Source organism: Variovorax sp. GW821-FHT06D12 (genome assembly GCF_059419205.1).
This window is the reverse complement of sequence record NZ_JBWKRI010000002.1, coordinates 242,020-257,752: the sequence shown is the minus strand read 5'-3', so window position 1 is coordinate 257,752 and position 15,733 is coordinate 242,020. Positions and strand designations below refer to the sequence as shown.

General features: G+C 68.7%; 14 protein-coding genes. 1 reads left to right on the top strand and 13 read right to left on the bottom strand.

From position 1 onward, the window contains the following. Positions 1 to 26: 26 nt before the first annotated feature. The 9 genes from AC07SQ_RS07630 to AC07SQ_RS07590 all read right to left on the bottom strand — a co-directional run bounded on the left by AC07SQ_RS07630 (position 27) and on the right by AC07SQ_RS07590 (position 10,352). Positions 27 to 884 carry a phosphodiesterase gene (locus AC07SQ_RS07630; RefSeq protein WP_495273546.1) on the bottom strand — a complete coding sequence of 286 codons (858 nt, stop codon included), beginning with the start codon at positions 882 to 884 and terminating at the stop codon, positions 27 to 29. Then, positions 881 to 1,954: an ABC transporter ATP-binding protein gene (locus AC07SQ_RS07625; RefSeq protein ID WP_495273545.1), complete on the bottom strand. Its 1,074-nt coding sequence runs from the start codon at positions 1,952 to 1,954 to the stop codon at positions 881 to 883. The genes AC07SQ_RS07630 and AC07SQ_RS07625 overlap by 4 nt, the downstream gene beginning before the upstream one ends. Then, entirely contained in the window at positions 1,944 to 2,744 is an 801-nt protein-coding gene (locus AC07SQ_RS07620) for an ABC transporter permease (RefSeq protein ID WP_062480906.1), read from the bottom strand. Before AC07SQ_RS07620 ends, AC07SQ_RS07625 begins: the two co-directional genes overlap by 11 nt. Continuing rightward, entirely contained in the window at positions 2,744 to 3,583 is an 840-nt protein-coding gene (locus AC07SQ_RS07615) for an ABC transporter permease (RefSeq protein WP_307694918.1), read from the bottom strand. Before AC07SQ_RS07615 ends, AC07SQ_RS07620 begins: the two co-directional genes overlap by 1 nt. Positions 3,584 to 3,599: 16 nt before the next feature. Further along, positions 3,600 to 4,613 carry an ABC transporter substrate-binding protein gene (locus AC07SQ_RS07610; protein ID WP_495261117.1) on the bottom strand — a complete coding sequence of 338 codons (1,014 nt, stop codon included), beginning with the start codon at positions 4,611 to 4,613 and terminating at the stop codon, positions 3,600 to 3,602. A gap of 28 nt (positions 4,614 to 4,641) precedes the next feature. Further along, positions 4,642 to 5,661 (bottom strand): LacI family DNA-binding transcriptional regulator, encoded by a 1,020-nt coding sequence (locus AC07SQ_RS07605; RefSeq protein WP_307587066.1) that lies wholly within the window; start codon positions 5,659 to 5,661, stop codon positions 4,642 to 4,644. A gap of 164 nt (positions 5,662 to 5,825) precedes the next feature. Next, positions 5,826 to 6,341 carry a signal peptidase II gene (lspA, locus tag AC07SQ_RS07600; RefSeq protein WP_159273104.1) on the bottom strand — a complete coding sequence of 172 codons (516 nt, stop codon included), beginning with the start codon at positions 6,339 to 6,341 and terminating at the stop codon, positions 5,826 to 5,828. Beyond that, on the bottom strand, positions 6,341 to 9,190 hold the full coding sequence (gene ileS, locus AC07SQ_RS07595; RefSeq protein ID WP_070062279.1) for an isoleucine--tRNA ligase: 2,850 nt from the start codon (positions 9,188 to 9,190) through the stop codon (positions 6,341 to 6,343). The genes lspA and ileS overlap by 1 nt, the downstream gene beginning before the upstream one ends. A 124-nt stretch (positions 9,191 to 9,314) precedes the next feature. Next, positions 9,315 to 10,352, bottom strand: a complete 1,038-nt coding sequence (locus AC07SQ_RS07590; RefSeq protein WP_307694915.1) for a bifunctional riboflavin kinase/FAD synthetase — start codon at positions 10,350 to 10,352, stop codon at positions 9,315 to 9,317. Between the two features lie 165 nt (positions 10,353 to 10,517). Here AC07SQ_RS07590 and AC07SQ_RS07585 point away from each other — a divergent pair, with 165 nt between their 5' ends. Then, positions 10,518 to 11,078: an HNH endonuclease gene (locus AC07SQ_RS07585; protein ID WP_062480919.1), complete on the top strand. Its 561-nt coding sequence runs from the start codon at positions 10,518 to 10,520 to the stop codon at positions 11,076 to 11,078. 45 nt (positions 11,079 to 11,123) lie between these two features. Here the strand turns inward: AC07SQ_RS07585 and AC07SQ_RS07580 are convergent, their stop codons facing one another. The 4 genes from AC07SQ_RS07580 to AC07SQ_RS07565 all read right to left on the bottom strand — a co-directional run bounded on the left by AC07SQ_RS07580 (position 11,124) and on the right by AC07SQ_RS07565 (position 15,680). Continuing rightward, positions 11,124 to 11,909: an enoyl-CoA hydratase gene (locus AC07SQ_RS07580; RefSeq protein WP_159273106.1), complete on the bottom strand. Its 786-nt coding sequence runs from the start codon at positions 11,907 to 11,909 to the stop codon at positions 11,124 to 11,126. Between the two features lie 6 nt (positions 11,910 to 11,915). Continuing rightward, positions 11,916 to 13,274, bottom strand: a complete 1,359-nt coding sequence (locus AC07SQ_RS07575) for an alpha/beta fold hydrolase (RefSeq protein ID WP_495273544.1) — start codon at positions 13,272 to 13,274, stop codon at positions 11,916 to 11,918. Between the two features lie 96 nt (positions 13,275 to 13,370). Then, on the bottom strand, positions 13,371 to 14,486 hold the full coding sequence (locus AC07SQ_RS07570; RefSeq protein ID WP_495273543.1) for an acyl-CoA dehydrogenase family protein: 1,116 nt from the start codon (positions 14,484 to 14,486) through the stop codon (positions 13,371 to 13,373). A 12-nt stretch (positions 14,487 to 14,498) separates the two neighbouring features. Beyond that, positions 14,499 to 15,680, bottom strand: coding sequence for an acyl-CoA dehydrogenase family protein (locus tag AC07SQ_RS07565; protein WP_062482930.1), 1,182 nt, complete (start codon positions 15,678 to 15,680; stop codon positions 14,499 to 14,501). Between the last annotated feature and the right edge of the window lie 53 nt (positions 15,681 to 15,733).

The following is a 15,733-nucleotide window of genomic DNA, read 5'->3' as shown; positions in this document are numbered from 1 at the left end:
AGCCCCATTTTCCACAAGTAGACGCTTCAGTCGATCAGGGCTCCGTTGTCGTGGAAAGGATAAGGGCCTTCGAAGCTGCCGGAGGCCGCCAGGTGGGTGACGAGCCGGCGCCCGGCCGCAGACCAGGCGTGCACCCGGAACGAGGGCGGCTCCAGCGTCCAGGCCGAGGCGGCGTCGGGCGCCAGGTCGAGGCAGACCTGGTGCGCCTGCGCCGGCGAGGTCGAGGCGATGGTGCCGCCGAAGCGCACGTCGATGGCGCGGTGCAGGTGGCCGCAGACCACGCGCTCGACGTTCGTGTAGCGGCGCAGCAGGGCCTCGAGCGCGTTGGCGCCTTCGAGCAGGCCGATCTCGTCCATGTGGCCGATCAGCGTCTCGAAGGGCGGGTGGTGCATGGCGACCACCACGGGCTCGTGGCGGCAGGCGTCGAGCTGGGCTTCGAGCCAGGCCAGGCGCCGCTCGCACAGCGTGCCGTGGCTGGCGCCGGGCACGCAGGTGTCGAGCGTGAGCAGCCGCAGGTCGCCCACGCGCACCGAGTACTGCACGAAGCCGTGCGTGTCGGCGCCCGTGCCCAGGTAGGCGTGGTCGGGGAAGCTGCGGCGCAGCTGGTCGCGGTCGTCGTGGTTGCCGGGCAGCAGGTAGACGGGCATCGTCAGCGGCGCGAGCAGGGCGGCCAGGTGTTCGTACTCGGCGGCGCGGCCGAAGTCGGTCAGGTCGCCGGTGATCACCACCGCGTCGGGCGGCTGGCGCAGCGCGAGCACCGACTGCACGGCGCGCGCGAGGTAGGGCGCCGTGTCGATGCGGCCGTAGGCCAGCCGGCCGGGCTCGCGGATGTGCAGGTCGGTCAGCTGGACCAGGAAGGTGTTGGGGGGCGTGGTCGTGGTCATGCGCGGGTTTCCTGCGAGGTCATCAGGCGGTCGGCCGGGATGCGCAGGCCCACCGCGTCGCCCGGTCCGAAGGGGTTGTCGCGCCCCACGTCGGCCACCAGCACGGGCTGGTCCTGCAGGCGCAGGTGCAACTGCACGCGGTCGCCGAGGAAGGTGCGGCGTTCGACCGTGGCGCGGCCCCAGCCGGGCGCCTCGCCGGGCGGGGGCGCGCCGACCTCGATGTCTTCGGGCCGCACCAGCAGCGTCGCATGCTGCTGCCAGGGCGCGGGGCAGGGCAGCGACGACCCTCCGAGTCGGACAACGCCCTGTGCGATGGCGTCGGGCGCGCGCTCCAGCCGGTTGACCCGGCCCAGGAACTCGGCCACGAAGGGGTGCGCGGGCGCGCGGTACAGGTCTTCGCCGCGTCCGACCTGCACGATGCGCCCGGCGCGCATCACGGCGAGCCGGTCGGCGATGGCCAGCGCCTCCTGCTGGTCGTGCGTGACGTGGATGGCCGTGATGTGCAGGCGGCGCAGCAGCTCGGCGAGTTCGTCGCGCAGCGATTCCTTGAGCTTGGCGTCGAGCGCGGCCAGCGGCTCGTCGAGCAGCAGCACGCGCGGGCGCACGGCCACGGCGCGCGCCAGGGCCACGCGCTGGCGCTGGCCGCCCGAGAGTTCGGCGGGGCGCTTGTTCTCCAGGCCGCCCAGGCGCACGAGGTCGACCAGTTCGCCCACGGCGCGTTTCTCTTCCTCGGGCGACACGCCGCGGATGCGCAGGCCGTAGCCGATGTTGGCCGCCACCGTCATCTGCGGAAAGAGCGCGTAGCTCTGGAACACCATGCCCACGCCGCGGTGCTCGACCGGGCGCTGCGTGACGTCCTGGTCGCCGAAGACGATGCGGCTGTCGTCGTCGGGTGCTTCCAGCCCGGCGATGAGACGCAGCAGCGTGGTCTTGCCGCAGCCCGAGGGGCCGAGCAGCGCGAGCACCTCGCCGGCCTCGACCTTGAGGTTGGTGGGCTGCAGGCCGCGCGTGCCGTCGGCATAGGTCTTCGCGCAGTTCGAGATGTCGACGGGGATGCGTTCAAGTTCCATGGCGTTTCTGCATCAGGTTGGCAAGGTACTGCAGGCCCCACAGCACCGGAAGAATGACGGCGAAAAAGACCAGCGTGTAGGCCGATCCGATCTCGATGCGCATCGAGGCGTAGCTGTCGGCCAGGCCCACGGGCAGCGTGCGCGTGAGTGGGGTGTGCAGCATCCAGGTGAGGTTGAATTCGCCCACCGACAGCGTGAACACCATCAGGCTGCCGGCCACGATGGCCGGGAACACCGCAGGCACCAGGATGCCCATGAAGCGCTGGCGGAAGTTCGCGCCCAGCGAGCGCGCGGCCTCTTCGAGCGCGAGCAGATCGTCGCGCTGGAAGGCCGAGCTCACGGTGCGCACCATGAAAGGCAGCGTGAAGACGATGTGGCCCACGAGGATGAAGGCGAAGCTCTGGCGGAAGGCCGTGAGCTGGCCGTAGGCGAGGATGAGCGCGAGCGCCGTCGCCAGGCCCGGCACCGCGACCGGCAAGGTCAGCAGTTCTTCAAAAATGCGCGCCGCGCGCGAGCGGCTGCGCGCCAGCGTGTAGGCGCAGGGCACGCCGATCAGCACGGTGCACACGACGCAGGCCACGGCCAGCGCGAGCGACCAGCCGACGGTGCCGCCGTAGTTCTCCCACACCTCGCCGAGCCAGCGCAGCGTGAGGCCGCTCTTCAGGCCCGCGCTGTAGTTGTTGACGAGGCCGGCCATCACCGACAGCAGCATCGGCGCGATCATGAAGAGGCTCACGATCACCGTGATGGCGAGCAGGAAAGGGGCGCGGGGTTGCGAAGGGGTCTTCATCATCGGGCGACCGGGTTGGCGCCGAAGCGGCGCGCCACGAAGAGCACCAGCCAGGTCACGACGCCCAGCGAGATCGACAGCGACGCGGCGAGCGCGAAGTTGGCGTAGTTGGTGAACTCGTTGTAGATGGTGATGGGGATCACCTCGAACTTGCTGGCCAGCGTGAAGGCCGTGCCGAAGGCGCCCATCGAGGTGGCGAACAAAATGGCGCCGCAGGCCAGCGTGGTGGGCGCCAGCTCGGGCATCCACACGTCGCGCGCCACGCGCAGCTTCGAGGCGCCGAGCGAACGCGCCGCTTCCTCGAGCTGCGTGTTCATCGATTCGGCCGCCGCGGCGTAGGTGGCGATGGCGCGCGGCAGCGAGAAATACAGGTACGCCAAAAAGAGGCCGAGCAGGCCGTAGGCGAAGGTGATGCGCTCGCCGACCAGCGCGTCGCTCAGGTCGGCCACCACGCCCTGGCGCCCGCCCAGCAGGATCACGAAGAAGCCGATGATCACGCCCGGGAACGACAGCGGCAGCGTGAGCAGCGACAGCAGCATGCGCTTGCCCGGGAAGGCATGGCGCGCGAGGTAGATGCCCACCGCCGCGCCCAGCACCAGCGTGGCCAGCGTCACCGCAACCGACAGCGCGACGGTGTTGGCCATGCTGTGCAGGTAGCGCGCGTCGGTCAGCACCGCGAAGTAGGTGGCGGCGCCCTTGTCGGCCGGCAGCGCGAGCAGGCGCACCACCGGCAGCAGCCAGAAGGCCGCGAAGAAGACGGCCGCCGGCGCGACGCAGGCCAGCAATCGCCAGCGCGGGTTCCAGGCGTTGGAGTTGGAGGTGGTGGTGCTGCGTGTCATCGCGCGCGGCGCCGGGTCAGCGCACTTCCTTCAGGTACTGGTCGGAGAAGCCACGCTGCGCGTCGGCCATGCGGGCGTAGTCGACGGTTTTTGCACGCGCGTAGTCGCTGGCGGGCAGGAACTGCGCCTCGATCTCCTTGGGCATCGCGCTGGCGCGCACCGGGCGCAGGTAGGCCTTGGCCCAGATCGCCTGGCCTTCGTCGGACAGCGTGAAGTCGAGCACCTTCTTCGCATCGGCCGCGTGCGGCGCCTTGGCGACCAGGCTCATCACGTAGGGCACGGCCAGCGTGCCTTCGCTGGGGATGACGAAGGCGACGTTGGCCTTGTCCTTGTACTTGGCGCGGTAGGCGTTGAAGTCGTAGTCGAGCAGGATCGCGATCTCGCCCGAGAGCACGCGCGCGTACGAGGTCTGCTTGGGCACGATGGGCTCGTTCTTCTGCAGCGCCTTGAAGTAGTCGATGGCCGGCTTGAAGTTGTCGAGCGTGCCGCCGCGTGCCTGGTTGACCGCCACGGCGCCCACGTAGCCCACGAAGGCCGAGGCGGGGTCGAGGTAGCCGATGAGGCCCTTGTACTCGGGCTTGAGCAGGTCGGCCCACGACTTGGGCACCGGCTTGCCCTTGAGCGCGTCGACGTTGACCATGAAGCCGAGCGTGCCCGAGTGGATGGTGAACCAGTTGCCGGCCGGGTCCTTCAGTCCGTCGGGAATGTCTTTCCAGGCGGCCGGCTTGTAGGGCTCGACCACGCCGTCTTTCGCGGCCTGCACCGCGAAGGTCACGCCCAGGTAGGTCACGTCGGCCACGGGGCTGGCTTTTTCGGCGACCAACTGCGCGAGCGACTGGCCCGAGTTCTTGTTGTCGGCCGGCACGGTGATGCCGGTCCTGGCCTTGATGGCCTTGAGCTGGGTGCCCCAGTCGGCCCATTCGGTCGGGCAGTTGTAGCAGATGGCGGTCTGGGCCATGGCGCCGCCGGCGGCGACGAGGGCGGCGGCCAGCACGCCGAGGCGGGCGAGGCGGTGAAAGCGCAGGGACATGGAAAAACTCCTGGGAGGGGTGGTGAGGTCAGGACAGTGCGGCGTCGTTGTCTTCGCGCGCATTCGCGCACGACTCGCCGTCTCGGAAGGCATGGGGCAGCAGCAGGCTCGCGTCGGCCTGCAGCGCGCGGCCGCCGGCGATCGCCTGCGCCAGCAGCTCGACGCTGTGGCGGCCGATGTCGCTGTTGGGCTGCGCGATGGTGGTGAGCGCGGGCGTGAGGTCTTCGCCGAGCGCGATGCCGTCGAAGCCGACCACGCTGAGGTCGTCGGGCACCGCCAGGCCGCTCAAATGCGCGGCGCGGATGCTGCGGATGGCGAGCAGGTCGTTCGAGCAGACCAGTGCCGTGGGGCGGCTGCGCGGGCGCAGCTCGGCGCACAGCGCATCGACGGCGGTCTCGACAAAGGGCACTTCGACCAGCGGCGGCGCCGCGAGGCCGGCTTCGGCCATGCCGCGCTGGTAGCCGCGGTAGCGCTGCTGCGCGCGGTCCGACGCGGCCAGCGTGCCGCTGACCATCGCGATGCGCCGGTGGCCCAGCAGCACGAGCCGCGTGACCGCGTCGGCCACCGCGCCTTCGCTGTCGACCGACACGCAGGGATGGTCGGCGTGCCGGTTGTAGGCCAGCACGTAGGGCACGCCGGCGGCCTGCAGGCGCTGCAGCGCGGCCGAGGTGGACGGGTTCGACACCACGAGGATCAGCCCGTCGACGTTGCCCGCCAGCAGCAGCTGGACGGCACGCTCTTCCTCGTCGAGCCGGTAGCCCGTGGTGACCGGCAGGATCGCGTAGCCGCCCGCGACGGCCGCGCGCGCGATGCCCTGCAGGCATTCGGCAAAGGTCGGGTTCAGCAGCGTGGGCAGCACCACGCCGAGCGTGCGGCTGCGCTGGGTGCGCAGGGTGCGGGCGCTGGCGTTGGGCAGGTAGTTGAGTTCGCGCGCCACGCGCTCCACCAGTTCGCGCGTGGCCGGCGTCACCTTGTCGGGGAAATTGAAGGCGCGCGAGACCGTGGCCACGGAAACCCCGGCCTGGGCGGCTACTGCTTGGATGCTCATCGTGCGGGGTCCGTGGTGGGGTTCATGTAATCGATTACATTGGACCGGCGCAGTATGACTTCGCGATGACAGGGCAGGGAAGTGGGGAGAACCCCCGGGGCCGCTGGCGCAGCGTGCGGCCCAAAGAAAAAGGGGCCCGTGGGCCCCTTTGGTCGAGAACTGGCTTACTTGCCGCGTCGGACCCGCCGGATCTCGTCGACGATCAGGCAGATCGCCCCGAGCGTGATGGCGCTGTCCGCCGCGTTGAACGCCGGGAAGTACCAGTTGCCCCAGTGGAAGCTCAGGAAGTCGACCACGTAGCCGTGCATCATGCGGTCGACCACGTTGCCGATCGCGCCGCCCAAAATGCAGGCCATCGCGAACGAGAAGAGCTTCTGGCCTGCGTGCGACCGCAGCATCCAGACGATGAAGATCGCCGCCGCCACGCCGATCGCCGTGAAGAACCAGCGCTGCCAGCCCGAGTGGTCGGCCAGGAACGAGAAGGCGGCGCCCGTGTTGTGCGCGCGCACGACGTTGAAGAAGCTCGTCACGTAGGTCGCGTCACCGAGCTTGTAGTAGCCCAGGATCAGCGTTTTCGTGAACTGGTCGATGATCACGATGATCGTCGCCAGCCCGAGCCACGGCCAGATGCTGGCGCCGCGCGAACGCGAGGCCGACGAGGCGGAGCGTGCGGCCGCCATCAGGCCACGCTGCGCGATTCGCCCGCGCCGAACAGGTTGCTCGTGCAGCGGCCGCAGATCGTCGGGTGCGCCGGGTCGTGGCCCACGTCCTCGCGGTAGTGCCAGCAGCGTTCGCACTTCTGTGCGGTGCTGGGCGTGACCACGGTCGACAGGGTGTCGCCCGCCGCCAGCGCCACGGCCGAGGCGATGAACACGAACTTCAGGTCGTCGCCCAGCGAGCCCAGCAGCGCGAGGTCGTCGGCCGGTGCGTTCAGCTGCAGGTTGGCCTGCAGCGACGAGCCGACCTTGCCCTCGGCGCGCACTGCCTCGATGTCCTTGTTGACGCCGTCGCGGATCTCGCGGATGCGGCCCCACTTGGCGAGCAGCGCCTCGTCGGGTGCGGCGAACTGGCTGTAGGTCTGCGTGAAGATCGACTCGCCCGGCTTGCCGGTGCCCACGATCTTCCAGGCCTCTTCGGCCGTGAAGCTCAGGAACGGCGCCATCCAGCGCAGCATCGCCTGCGAGATGTGCCACAGCGCCGTCTGCGCACTGCGGCGCGCGAGCGAACCCGGGGCCGTCGTGTAGAGGCGGTCCTTCAGGATGTCGAGGTAGAAGCCGCCCAGGTCTTCCGAGCAGTAGATCTGCAGCTTGGCCACCACCGGATGGAACTCGTACACCTGGTAGTGCGCAAGGATCTCGGCCTGGAACTGCGCCGCGCGCGACATGGCGTAGCGGTCGATCTCGAACAGCTGGTCGAGCGGCACGGCATCCTTGGCGATGTCGAAATCACTCGTGTTGGCCAGCAGGAAGCGCAGCGTGTTGCGGATGCGGCGGTAGGCGTCGACGACGCGCGCGAGGATCTTGTCGTCGCCCGCGATGTCGCCCGAGTAGTCGCTCGCGGCCACCCACAGGCGGATGATTTCCGAGCCCAGCTTGTTGCTGATTTCCTGCGGGTCGATGCCGTTCTTGAGCGACTTGCTCATCTTGATGCCCTTGGCATCCACCGTGAAGCCGTGCGTGAGCAGGCCCTTGTACGGTGCGCGGTCTTCCAGCATGCAGGCGATCAGCAGCGACGAGTGGAACCAGCCGCGGTGCTGGTCGTGGCCTTCGAGGTACAGGTCGGCCTCGGGGCCGGTCTCGTGGTGCACGTTGGGGTGCGTGCCGCGCAGCACGTGCGAGAAGGTCGAGCCCGAGTCGAACCACACCTCGAGGATGTCGGTGCTCTTGGTGTAGCTCGGTGCGTCTTCGGCGCCCAGGATGTCTTCGACGGTGACGCGGCTCCAGGCCTCGATGCCGCCCTTCTCGACGATGTCGGCGGCCTGGTCGAGGATTTCCATGGTGCGCGGGTGCAGCTCGCCCGAATCCTTGTGCAGGAAGAACGGGATCGGCACGCCCCAGCTGCGCTGGCGGCTGATGCACCAGTCGGGCCGGCCGGCGATCATGTCGTGCAGGCGGGCCTTGCCGTTCTCGGGGTAGAAGCTGGTCTGTTCGATGGCGTCGAGCGCGGTCTGGCGCAGCGTCTTGGGCGCCTTGTCCTTGGTGAACACGCCTTCGCCTTCGTCCATGCGCACGAACCACTGCGCGGCCGCGCGGTAGATCACCGGCGTCTTGTGGCGCCAGCAGTGCGGGTAGCTGTGGGTGATGGTCTCGGTGGTCAGCAGTCGGTTGGCGTCGCGCAGCGCGGCGATGATCACCGGCACGGCCTTCCAGATGTTCTGGCCGCCGAACAGCGGGAAGTCGGGCGCGTAGCTGCCGTTGCCCTGCACCGGGTTCAGGATGTCGTCGTACGCCACGCCGTGGGCGATGCAGGAGTTGAAGTCGTCCACGCCGTAGGCAGGCGACGAGTGCACGAGGCCCGTGCCGTCGGTGGCGGTGGCGTAGTCGGCCAGGTAGATGGGCGACAGGCGCTGGTAGCCGGCATCCACGTCGTACAGCGGGTGCTCGAATTCGAGCCCGCCGAGCGCTTCGCCCTTGACCGTGGCCAGCACCTTGCCGTCGAGCGCGTAGCGCGTCATGCACATCTCGACCAGCGAGTTGGCCAGGATCAGCAGGCCGCGCTCGGTGTCGACCAGCGAGTACTCGAGCTCGGGGTTGAGGTTGATCGCCTGGTTGGCGGGGATCGTCCACGCGGTGGTGGTCCAGATCACGGCGAAGATGTCGCCCAGGATCGTGTGGTCGGTGCCGAAGGCCTTGAGCACCTTCTCGCGCTCGTGCGCCTTGAAGGCCACGTCGATGGTCTGGCTCTTCTTGTCGGCGTACTCGATCTCGAACTCGGCCAGCGAGGAGCCGCAGTCGAAGCACCAGTACACGGGCTTCAGGCCCCGGTACACGAAGCCGCGCTCGATCACGCGCTTGAACGCGCGCAGCTCGCCGGCTTCGTTGGCGAAGTCCATCGTCTTGTACGGATGGTCCCATTCGCCCAGCACGCCCAGGCGCTGGAAGTCGACCATCTGCTGGGCGATCTGCTCCGTGGCGTAGGCGCGACTCTTGGCCTGCATCTCGTCGCGGCTGAGGTTGCGGCCGAACTGCTTTTCGATGGCGTTCTCGATCGGCAGGCCGTGGCAGTCCCAGCCGGGCACGTACAGCGCGTCGAAGCCTTCGAGCTGGCGCGCCTTGGTGATCATGTCCTTGAGGATCTTGTTCACCGCGTGGCCCATGTGGATCTGGCCGTTGGCGTACGGCGGGCCGTCGTGCAGGATGAACTTGGGCGCGCCGTGGCGGGCGTCGCGCAGGCGGTGGTAGCGGCCTTCGTCGTTCCATTCCTTGACCCAGCCCGGTTCGCGCTTGGGCAGGTCGCCGCGCATCGGGAAGGGGGTGTCGGGCAGGTTCAGCGTGGAACGGTAATCTTTGGGGGAAGCAGCGTCAGACATGTTGGGTGCGGCGAAACAGAGGGGCTTCGACAGGCTCAGCCCGAACTGCATTGAGCGGTCGGTGCGGAAGATATAGCCGTTCGCCCTGAGCTTGTCGAAGGGCGGCAGCACGGGGCGTGCAGGGCTAAATTCGGTCGCGCGTGGTCTGGCGGTGGGTCTCGGCGTGGGTCGATGCGAAGAACGCGCGTGCGTCGCGGCCATCCTTCGCGATGCCCGCAGTGAGGGCTTCGAGGCTGGTGTAGCGCAATTCGTCGTGCAGTTTGTGCAGGAGTTCCACGCGCACGATTTTACCGTAGGCCCCTTCGGCCCCCAGATGCGAGGGCCACTCCAGGCAATGCGTCTCGAGCAGCACGCGTCCTGCGTTGACGTCGTTGGCGTCCAGCGAGGGCCGCACGCCGAGGTTGGCCACGCCCGGCAGCGGCTGGTCGGCCAGGCCATGGACCAGCACCGCGAAGATGCCGCTGGCGGCCGGTTTCCAGTGCTTGAAGCGCAGGTTGAGGGTGCGAAAGCCGTCGTCCTTGCCCGGCGACGAAGCGCCCAGCGCCCGGCCCAGCTTGCGGCCGTGGACCACGTGGCCCGAGATCGTGTACGGGCGCCCCAGCAGCGTGTGGGCGTCGGCCATGCGGCCTTCGGCCAGCGCCTCGCGCACGGCCGAGCTGGACACCCGCAGGCCGTGCACCTCGTAGCTGTTCATGCGCGCGACGTCGAAACCGTGGGTCTCACCGGCGGCATCGAGCATGGCGTAGTCGCCCGCGCGTTTGGCGCCGAAGCGGAAGTCGTCGCCCACCAGCACGTAACGCGCACCCAGGCCGTCGATCAGCACGTTCTGGATGAAGGCCTCGGGCGACTGGGACGCCAGCCGGCCGTCGAAGGGCAGCACGATGGTCTGGTCGACGCCGCAGGCCGCCAGCTCGGTCAGCTTGTCGCGCAGCGTGCCGATGCGGGCCGGGGCCAGGTCGGGTTTCTTGGTGACGGCGGCGAAGTAGTCGCGCGGGTGCGGCTCGAAGGTCAGCACGCAGCTGGGCAGCCCGCGATGGCGGGCCTCGGTCTGCAACAGCGCCAGCATGGCCTGGTGGCCGCGGTGGACGCCGTCGAAATTGCCGATCGTGAGGGCGCAGGCCGGAGCTACGCCCGGGTGTCGGAAGCCGCGGAAAACCTGCATGGGAGAGTATCTTTTTGATAGCGCCTGACGCCCGTCGAATGGGCAAATCAGGCCGATTTGTCACAAAGCCGGTATATTGTGACGCAGTGGGTGGGTTGGCGTGAGTCGCCGACGCATTCCGAGTCTCTGGTCTCTGCGTGTTTTTCTCGTTTCGAGGAGGCGTGTGTGAAGGTCTTGAAGCTGTCGGCCCAAGGGCTGCCCCAGTCATGGATATCGCTGGAACAGGCGGTGATCCACTACGCAGCGGACGAAGTCCGCTGGGAAGTGGGCGCGCAGGTGGCCGTGTTCCGTGGCGGCCACAACGCGATCACGGGCGAGCAGTCGCAGATCGCGATCAACAGCATCATCGGCACCAAGGGCGTGCCGCGCATCAACCCCTTCGCGCAGCGCCCGGGCCTCACCAACAGCAAGCTGTTCTCGCGCGACCGCAACATCTGCGCCTACTGCGGCGGCCATTTCCACGAAGACGAACTCACGCGCGAGCACATCATTCCGTTCGCGCAGCGCGGCATCGACACCTGGATGAACGTGGTCACGGCCTGCAAGCCCTGCAACCACCGCAAGAGCAGCCGCACGCCCGAGCAGGCGAACATGCCGCTGCTGTATGCGCCCTATGTGCCCAGCCTGTGGGAAGACTTCATCCTGCGCAACCGCCGCATCCTGGCGGACCAGATGGAGTTTTTGATGGCGCACCTGCCGCAGTCGTCCCGGTTGCACGACATCTGACACCCGACGCGCAAGAAAAAGGAGGCCTCGGCCTCCTTTTTTCTTTCAGCCCTTCCAGGCCGGCGGCCGCTTCTCGATGAAGGCCTGCACGCCTTCCAGCGCGCTCTCGTCCATCATGTTGCAGGCCATGGTCCGGCTGGCGTCGGCCAGCGCGGCCTCGATGCCGGTCTCGAGCTGGCGATAGAACAGCGCCTTGCCCAGCGCGAGCGCCGTGCGGGGCTTGGCGACGATGCTGGCGACCAGTGCCTCGACCGCGGCGTCGAGCGCCTCGGGCGGCGCGACCCGGTTGACCAGGCCTTTCTCGCGCGCTTCCTCGGCGCCGATGAATTCGCCCGTCACCAGCATCTCGAAGGCTTCCTTGCGACCCAGATTGCGCGACAGCGTGACGCCGGGCGTGGCACAGAAGAGGCCCACGTTGACGCCGCTGACCGCAAAGCGCGCGTCGCTGGCGGCCACCGCGAGGTCGCAGACCGCCACCAGCTGGCAGCCCGCCGCGGTCGCGATGCCGTGGACACGCGCGATCACCGGCACCGGCAGCCGCTGGATCGACAGCATCATCGCGCCGCACCGGTCGAACAGCTGCTGGTAGTAGCCGAGCGAGGGCTCGGCGCGCATCTCCTTCAGGTCGTGGCCCGCGCAGAAGGCCTTGCCCGCCGCGGCGATGACGACGGCGCGCACCGTGTCATCGGCGGCGATGGTGCCGAGCGCCTGTTCGAGCGCGCCCAGCATGCCTTCGGAAAGCGCATTGAAGGCGGCGGGGCGGTTCAGCGTGAGCGTGACGACGCCGCGCGCGTCGCGCGCCGTCAGGACGAAGGGGGCCGTGTCGTTCATGGCCGTTCAGTACGTCAGCTCGAGCACCGTCGTGTGCCCTTGCGCGGCGGGCCAGCTCTGGCCGGTGATGCGCTCGCCGTTGAACTCGGCGCTGACCGTGCGCTGCGGCGCGCCGGCCGCAATGCGCAGCCGTGAGCTCGACTGCCCCGCGCCCTGGGCCGGCACGCCGGGCGGCGGGCTCTGGCCGTCGAAGTTCATCGTGTCGCGCTGTGCATCGAAGTAGCCGCGCGGGCGCGTGAAGACGACCACCGCGCCCGCGCCGCTCTCGGCCGGCGCCAGGCGCTCGGTCCGCAGGTTGACGACGCCGCTGCTGCGCACGAACGGGCTGCGGTAGATGTGCGTGGTGCCCTGGCCGGGCACGTCGAGCACGAACTCGTAGCGCGCAGTGGGCTGCGCGCTGAACGGGCCCCAGCGGCCGTTGGCGCCGACCGTCTGCTGGTGCGCCGCCTCGCCGCGCCGCGCGCCCGAGGCCGGGTCGACCGCAAAGACCGTGACGCGCGCGCCGGCCAGCGCCAGGTTGTCCGCGCCGGTCGCACGGCCGTCGAGCACCACCTTCGATTCCGGCGCCACCGCCGTGCTGGCCGGCGCCTGGCCGGTCAGGAAGCGCCAGGTCGCCGCGAAGGCGGCCGGCGAGAACGAGGTCTCGCGGTGGTCCACGCGCGGCAGCACGAGGTTGGTGGCGCCCTTGAGGGCCGGCCCGTCGAAGCCGATGTTCGTCGGCTGGCCCGGCGCGCCGATCCACAGGCCGTCGGGTTGGGCGTACTTGTCGTTGGTGTCCGAGCGCAGCGTGAGCCACTGCACGCCGGGCGTGACCTCGTCGCCGTTCGGTCCCTTGGGTGCATTGAGCTGCTGCATGAAGGCCGAGAGCCCCGAGAACTCGTTGTTCTCGCGCAGGCCCTTCACCTTCCAGATGCCGTGCGCCGGGTTGCCGCCCAGCACCACGTGGCTCACCACGGCCGCGCTGCCGCCGTTCTGCACGTAGTTGCGGATGGTGTTGCCGCCGCGCGAATTGCCGATGAGCACCACCTTGGGCGCGCCCGTGGCCTTCAGCACCTTCTCGACCTCGGCGCGCAGGAACGCGGCCGACTCGGCGGTGGAGCTGCGCCCCGGCTGGGCCACGGCGTCGTCGTCGCGGGCCAGGGGAGTCGGCTGGTCGACGGCGAAGAGCCGCTCGCGCGGCCAGCCGTTCGATTCGAAGCGCCAGATCGTGGTCTGCCACAGCGCGGCCGAGTCGCCGTTGCCGTGCATGAAGACGATGGGCGGACGCTCGGTGGAAGAGGGCGCGGAGGTGGCGCAGCCGGTCAGCAAGGTGACGGCGGTGCTTCCGGCAAGGGCCAAGGCAAGCAGGGTGCGGCGGGAAGGCATGTCTGTCTCTCTCCTGGCAGGGGGCTGGGGCCCCGCAAGTGAAAACGCCCGCCGGCGCAAGGCGGGCGGGCGTTGGATGCTATCGACAAACAGCCGTCAGGCGAAGACGCCGGCCGTGTCCTGCATGCGGGCCGACACTTCACCCAGGTGGTGCAGCGTGTCGCCGAAGGTGAGCTCGAGCTGCGTGAGCTTGCGGAAGTAGTGGCTGCCGATGTACTCGTCGGTCACGCCGATGCCGCCATGCAGCTGCACCGAGTTCGCGGCCACGTAGCGCATCGACGTGCCCAGCTGGTACTTGGCGCGGGCCAGCGCCTGGCGGCGTTCGTCGGCCGGGGCGTTGAGCTTGAGCGTCGCGTAGTAGCTCATCGAGCGTGCCAGCTCCAGCTGCATCTTCATGTCGGCGACGCGGTGGCGCAGCGCCTGGAAGCTGGAGATGACCACGCCGAACTGCTTGCGCTGGTTCATGTAGTCGATGGTGACGTCGAGCGTCTTGTCGAGCACGCCGACCGCTTCGGCGCAGGTGGCGGCAATGCCGACATCCACCGCGTATTCGAGCGCGGGCAGGCCGTCGGCCGTGACCAGCGTGGCGTCGGCCTTGTCGAACACGACTTCGGCCGCGCGGCCGCCGTCCTGCGTGCCATAGCCGCGGGCTTCGACGCCGCTGGCGCTGCGCTCGACCAGGAAGAGGGCGATCTTGCCGTTGACCTTGGCGGGCACGATGAAGGCATCGGCCTCGTCGCCCACGGGCACCACGCTCTTGGCGCCGGTCAGCGAGTAGCCGTTGCCCGACTTGACGGCCGTGGCCTCGCACACGTCGAGGCGGTAGCGCGCCTTGCGCTCCTGGTAGGCCAGCACCACGAGGGCCTGGCCGCCGGCGATGCGCGGCAGCCAGTTTTCCTTGGTGGCCGCGTCGGCGTAGCCGCCGAGCACGGCGCCGGCGATCAGCGTCTGGGCGAAGGGCTCCAGCACGATGCCGCGGCCCAGTTCTTCCATCACGACCATGCCGGCCACCGGGCCCATGCCCAGGCCGCCGTCGTCTTCGCTGATGTACAGGCCGCCCAAGCCGAGCTCGGCCAGTTCGTCCCAGGCCTCGCGCGAGAAGCCGCCCTTGGCCTCGATGCCGCGGCGGCGTTCGAAGTCATAGCCCTTGTCGACCCACTTGCGAACGGCGTCGCGCAGCTGGTCCTGGTCTTCCGAAAAATTGAAATCCATGTTGGTGTCTCCTCAGCCCAGGACGGTTTGCGCCACGATGTTGCGCTGGACTTCGTTCGAGCCGCCGTAGATCGTGGTCTTGCGCATGTTGAAGAAGGTCGATGCCAGCGGTGCCAGCGCCGGGTTGCCGCCGGGGAAGTTGCCTTGCCAGCCGGCTTCCATGGCTTCGCGGATCAGCGGCAGCGAGTAGGGGCCGCCGGCCAGCATCATCAGCTCGGCGTAGCGCTGCTGGATCTCGCTGCCGCGGATCTTGAGCAGGCCGGCCACGTCCAGCGAGTTCTTGCCCGAGGTGGCGGCCGAGAGCACGCGCAGCACCATCATCTCGAGGGCGACGATGTCGACTTCGAGCTTGGCGATCTCGTCGCGGAAGCGCAGGTCGTCGTACACGCCTTCGCTCTTGGCGATGCGCTTCAAACGCTCGAGTTCGCGCTTGGCGCGGTTCACGTCGGCGATGTTGGTGCGCTCGTGCGAGAGCAGGTGCTTGGCGTAGGTCCAGCCCTTGTTCTCTTCGCCGATCAGGTTTTCGGCGGGCACTTCGACGTTGTCGAAGAACACCTCGTTCACCTCGACGCCGCCGTCGATCAGCTTGATCGGGCGCACGGTGACGCCGGGCGACTTCATGTCCAGCAGCAGGAAGCTGATGCCCGTTTGCGGCTTGCCTTCGTTGCTGGTGCGCACGAGGTTGAACATCCAGTCGCCGTGCTGGCCGAGCGTGGTCCAGGTCTTCTGGCCGTTGACGATGTACTTGTCACCCTTGCGCTCGGCCTTGGTCTTGACCGAGGCCAGGTCGGAACCCGAGCCGGGTTCGCTGTAGCCCTGGCTCCACCAGACTTCGCCGCTGGCGATGCCGGGCAGGAAGCGCTTTTGCTGCTCGGCGTTGCCGAAGGCCATGATCACCGGGGCCACCATGACGGGGCCGAACGGGATGATGCGCGGCGCGCCGGCGAGGGCGGTTTCTTCCTCGAACAGGTGGCGCTGCACGGCGGTCCAGCCGGGGCCGCCGAATTCCTTGGGCCAGCCGTAGCCCAGCCAGCCCTTCTTGCCGAGGATCTTGGCCCAGCCTTGCAGATCGTCGCGCGTCAGTTCGAGCGCGTTGTGCACCTTGTGCGAAATCTCCTGGGGGAGGTTGTCCTTGACCCATGCGCGAACTTCTTCGCGGAACTTCTGTTCTTCGGGTGTGAAGCTCAAATCCATGCGTGCCTCGCTGTGTTGATCGGTCCACCGCAGACGCGGGGTGTCTCCGGAAC

Excerpts from the sequence above, each read along its gene's own strand:
- AC07SQ_RS07630 (WP_495273546.1), bottom strand. The coding sequence starts at position 884 with ATGACCACGACCACGCCCCCCAACACCTTCCTGGTCCAGCTGACCGAC.
- AC07SQ_RS07625 (WP_495273545.1), bottom strand. The coding sequence starts at position 1,954 with ATGGAACTTGAACGCATCCCCGTCGACATCTCGAACTGCGCGAAGACC.
- AC07SQ_RS07620 (WP_062480906.1), bottom strand. The coding sequence starts at position 2,744 with ATGAAGACCCCTTCGCAACCCCGCGCCCCTTTCCTGCTCGCCATCACG.
- AC07SQ_RS07615 (WP_307694918.1), bottom strand. The coding sequence starts at position 3,583 with ATGACACGCAGCACCACCACCTCCAACTCCAACGCCTGGAACCCGCGC.
- AC07SQ_RS07610 (WP_495261117.1), bottom strand. The coding sequence starts at position 4,613 with ATGTCCCTGCGCTTTCACCGCCTCGCCCGCCTCGGCGTGCTGGCCGCC.
- AC07SQ_RS07605 (WP_307587066.1), bottom strand. The coding sequence starts at position 5,661 with ATGAGCATCCAAGCAGTAGCCGCCCAGGCCGGGGTTTCCGTGGCCACG.
- lspA (WP_159273104.1), bottom strand. The coding sequence starts at position 6,341 with ATGGCGGCCGCACGCTCCGCCTCGTCGGCCTCGCGTTCGCGCGGCGCC.
- ileS (WP_070062279.1), bottom strand. The coding sequence starts at position 9,190 with ATGTCTGACGCTGCTTCCCCCAAAGATTACCGTTCCACGCTGAACCTG.
- AC07SQ_RS07590 (WP_307694915.1), bottom strand. The coding sequence starts at position 10,352 with ATGCAGGTTTTCCGCGGCTTCCGACACCCGGGCGTAGCTCCGGCCTGC.
- AC07SQ_RS07580 (WP_159273106.1), bottom strand. The coding sequence starts at position 11,909 with ATGAACGACACGGCCCCCTTCGTCCTGACGGCGCGCGACGCGCGCGGC.
- AC07SQ_RS07575 (WP_495273544.1), bottom strand. The coding sequence starts at position 13,274 with ATGCCTTCCCGCCGCACCCTGCTTGCCTTGGCCCTTGCCGGAAGCACC.
- AC07SQ_RS07570 (WP_495273543.1), bottom strand. The coding sequence starts at position 14,486 with ATGGATTTCAATTTTTCGGAAGACCAGGACCAGCTGCGCGACGCCGTT.
- AC07SQ_RS07565 (WP_062482930.1), bottom strand. The coding sequence starts at position 15,680 with ATGGATTTGAGCTTCACACCCGAAGAACAGAAGTTCCGCGAAGAAGTT.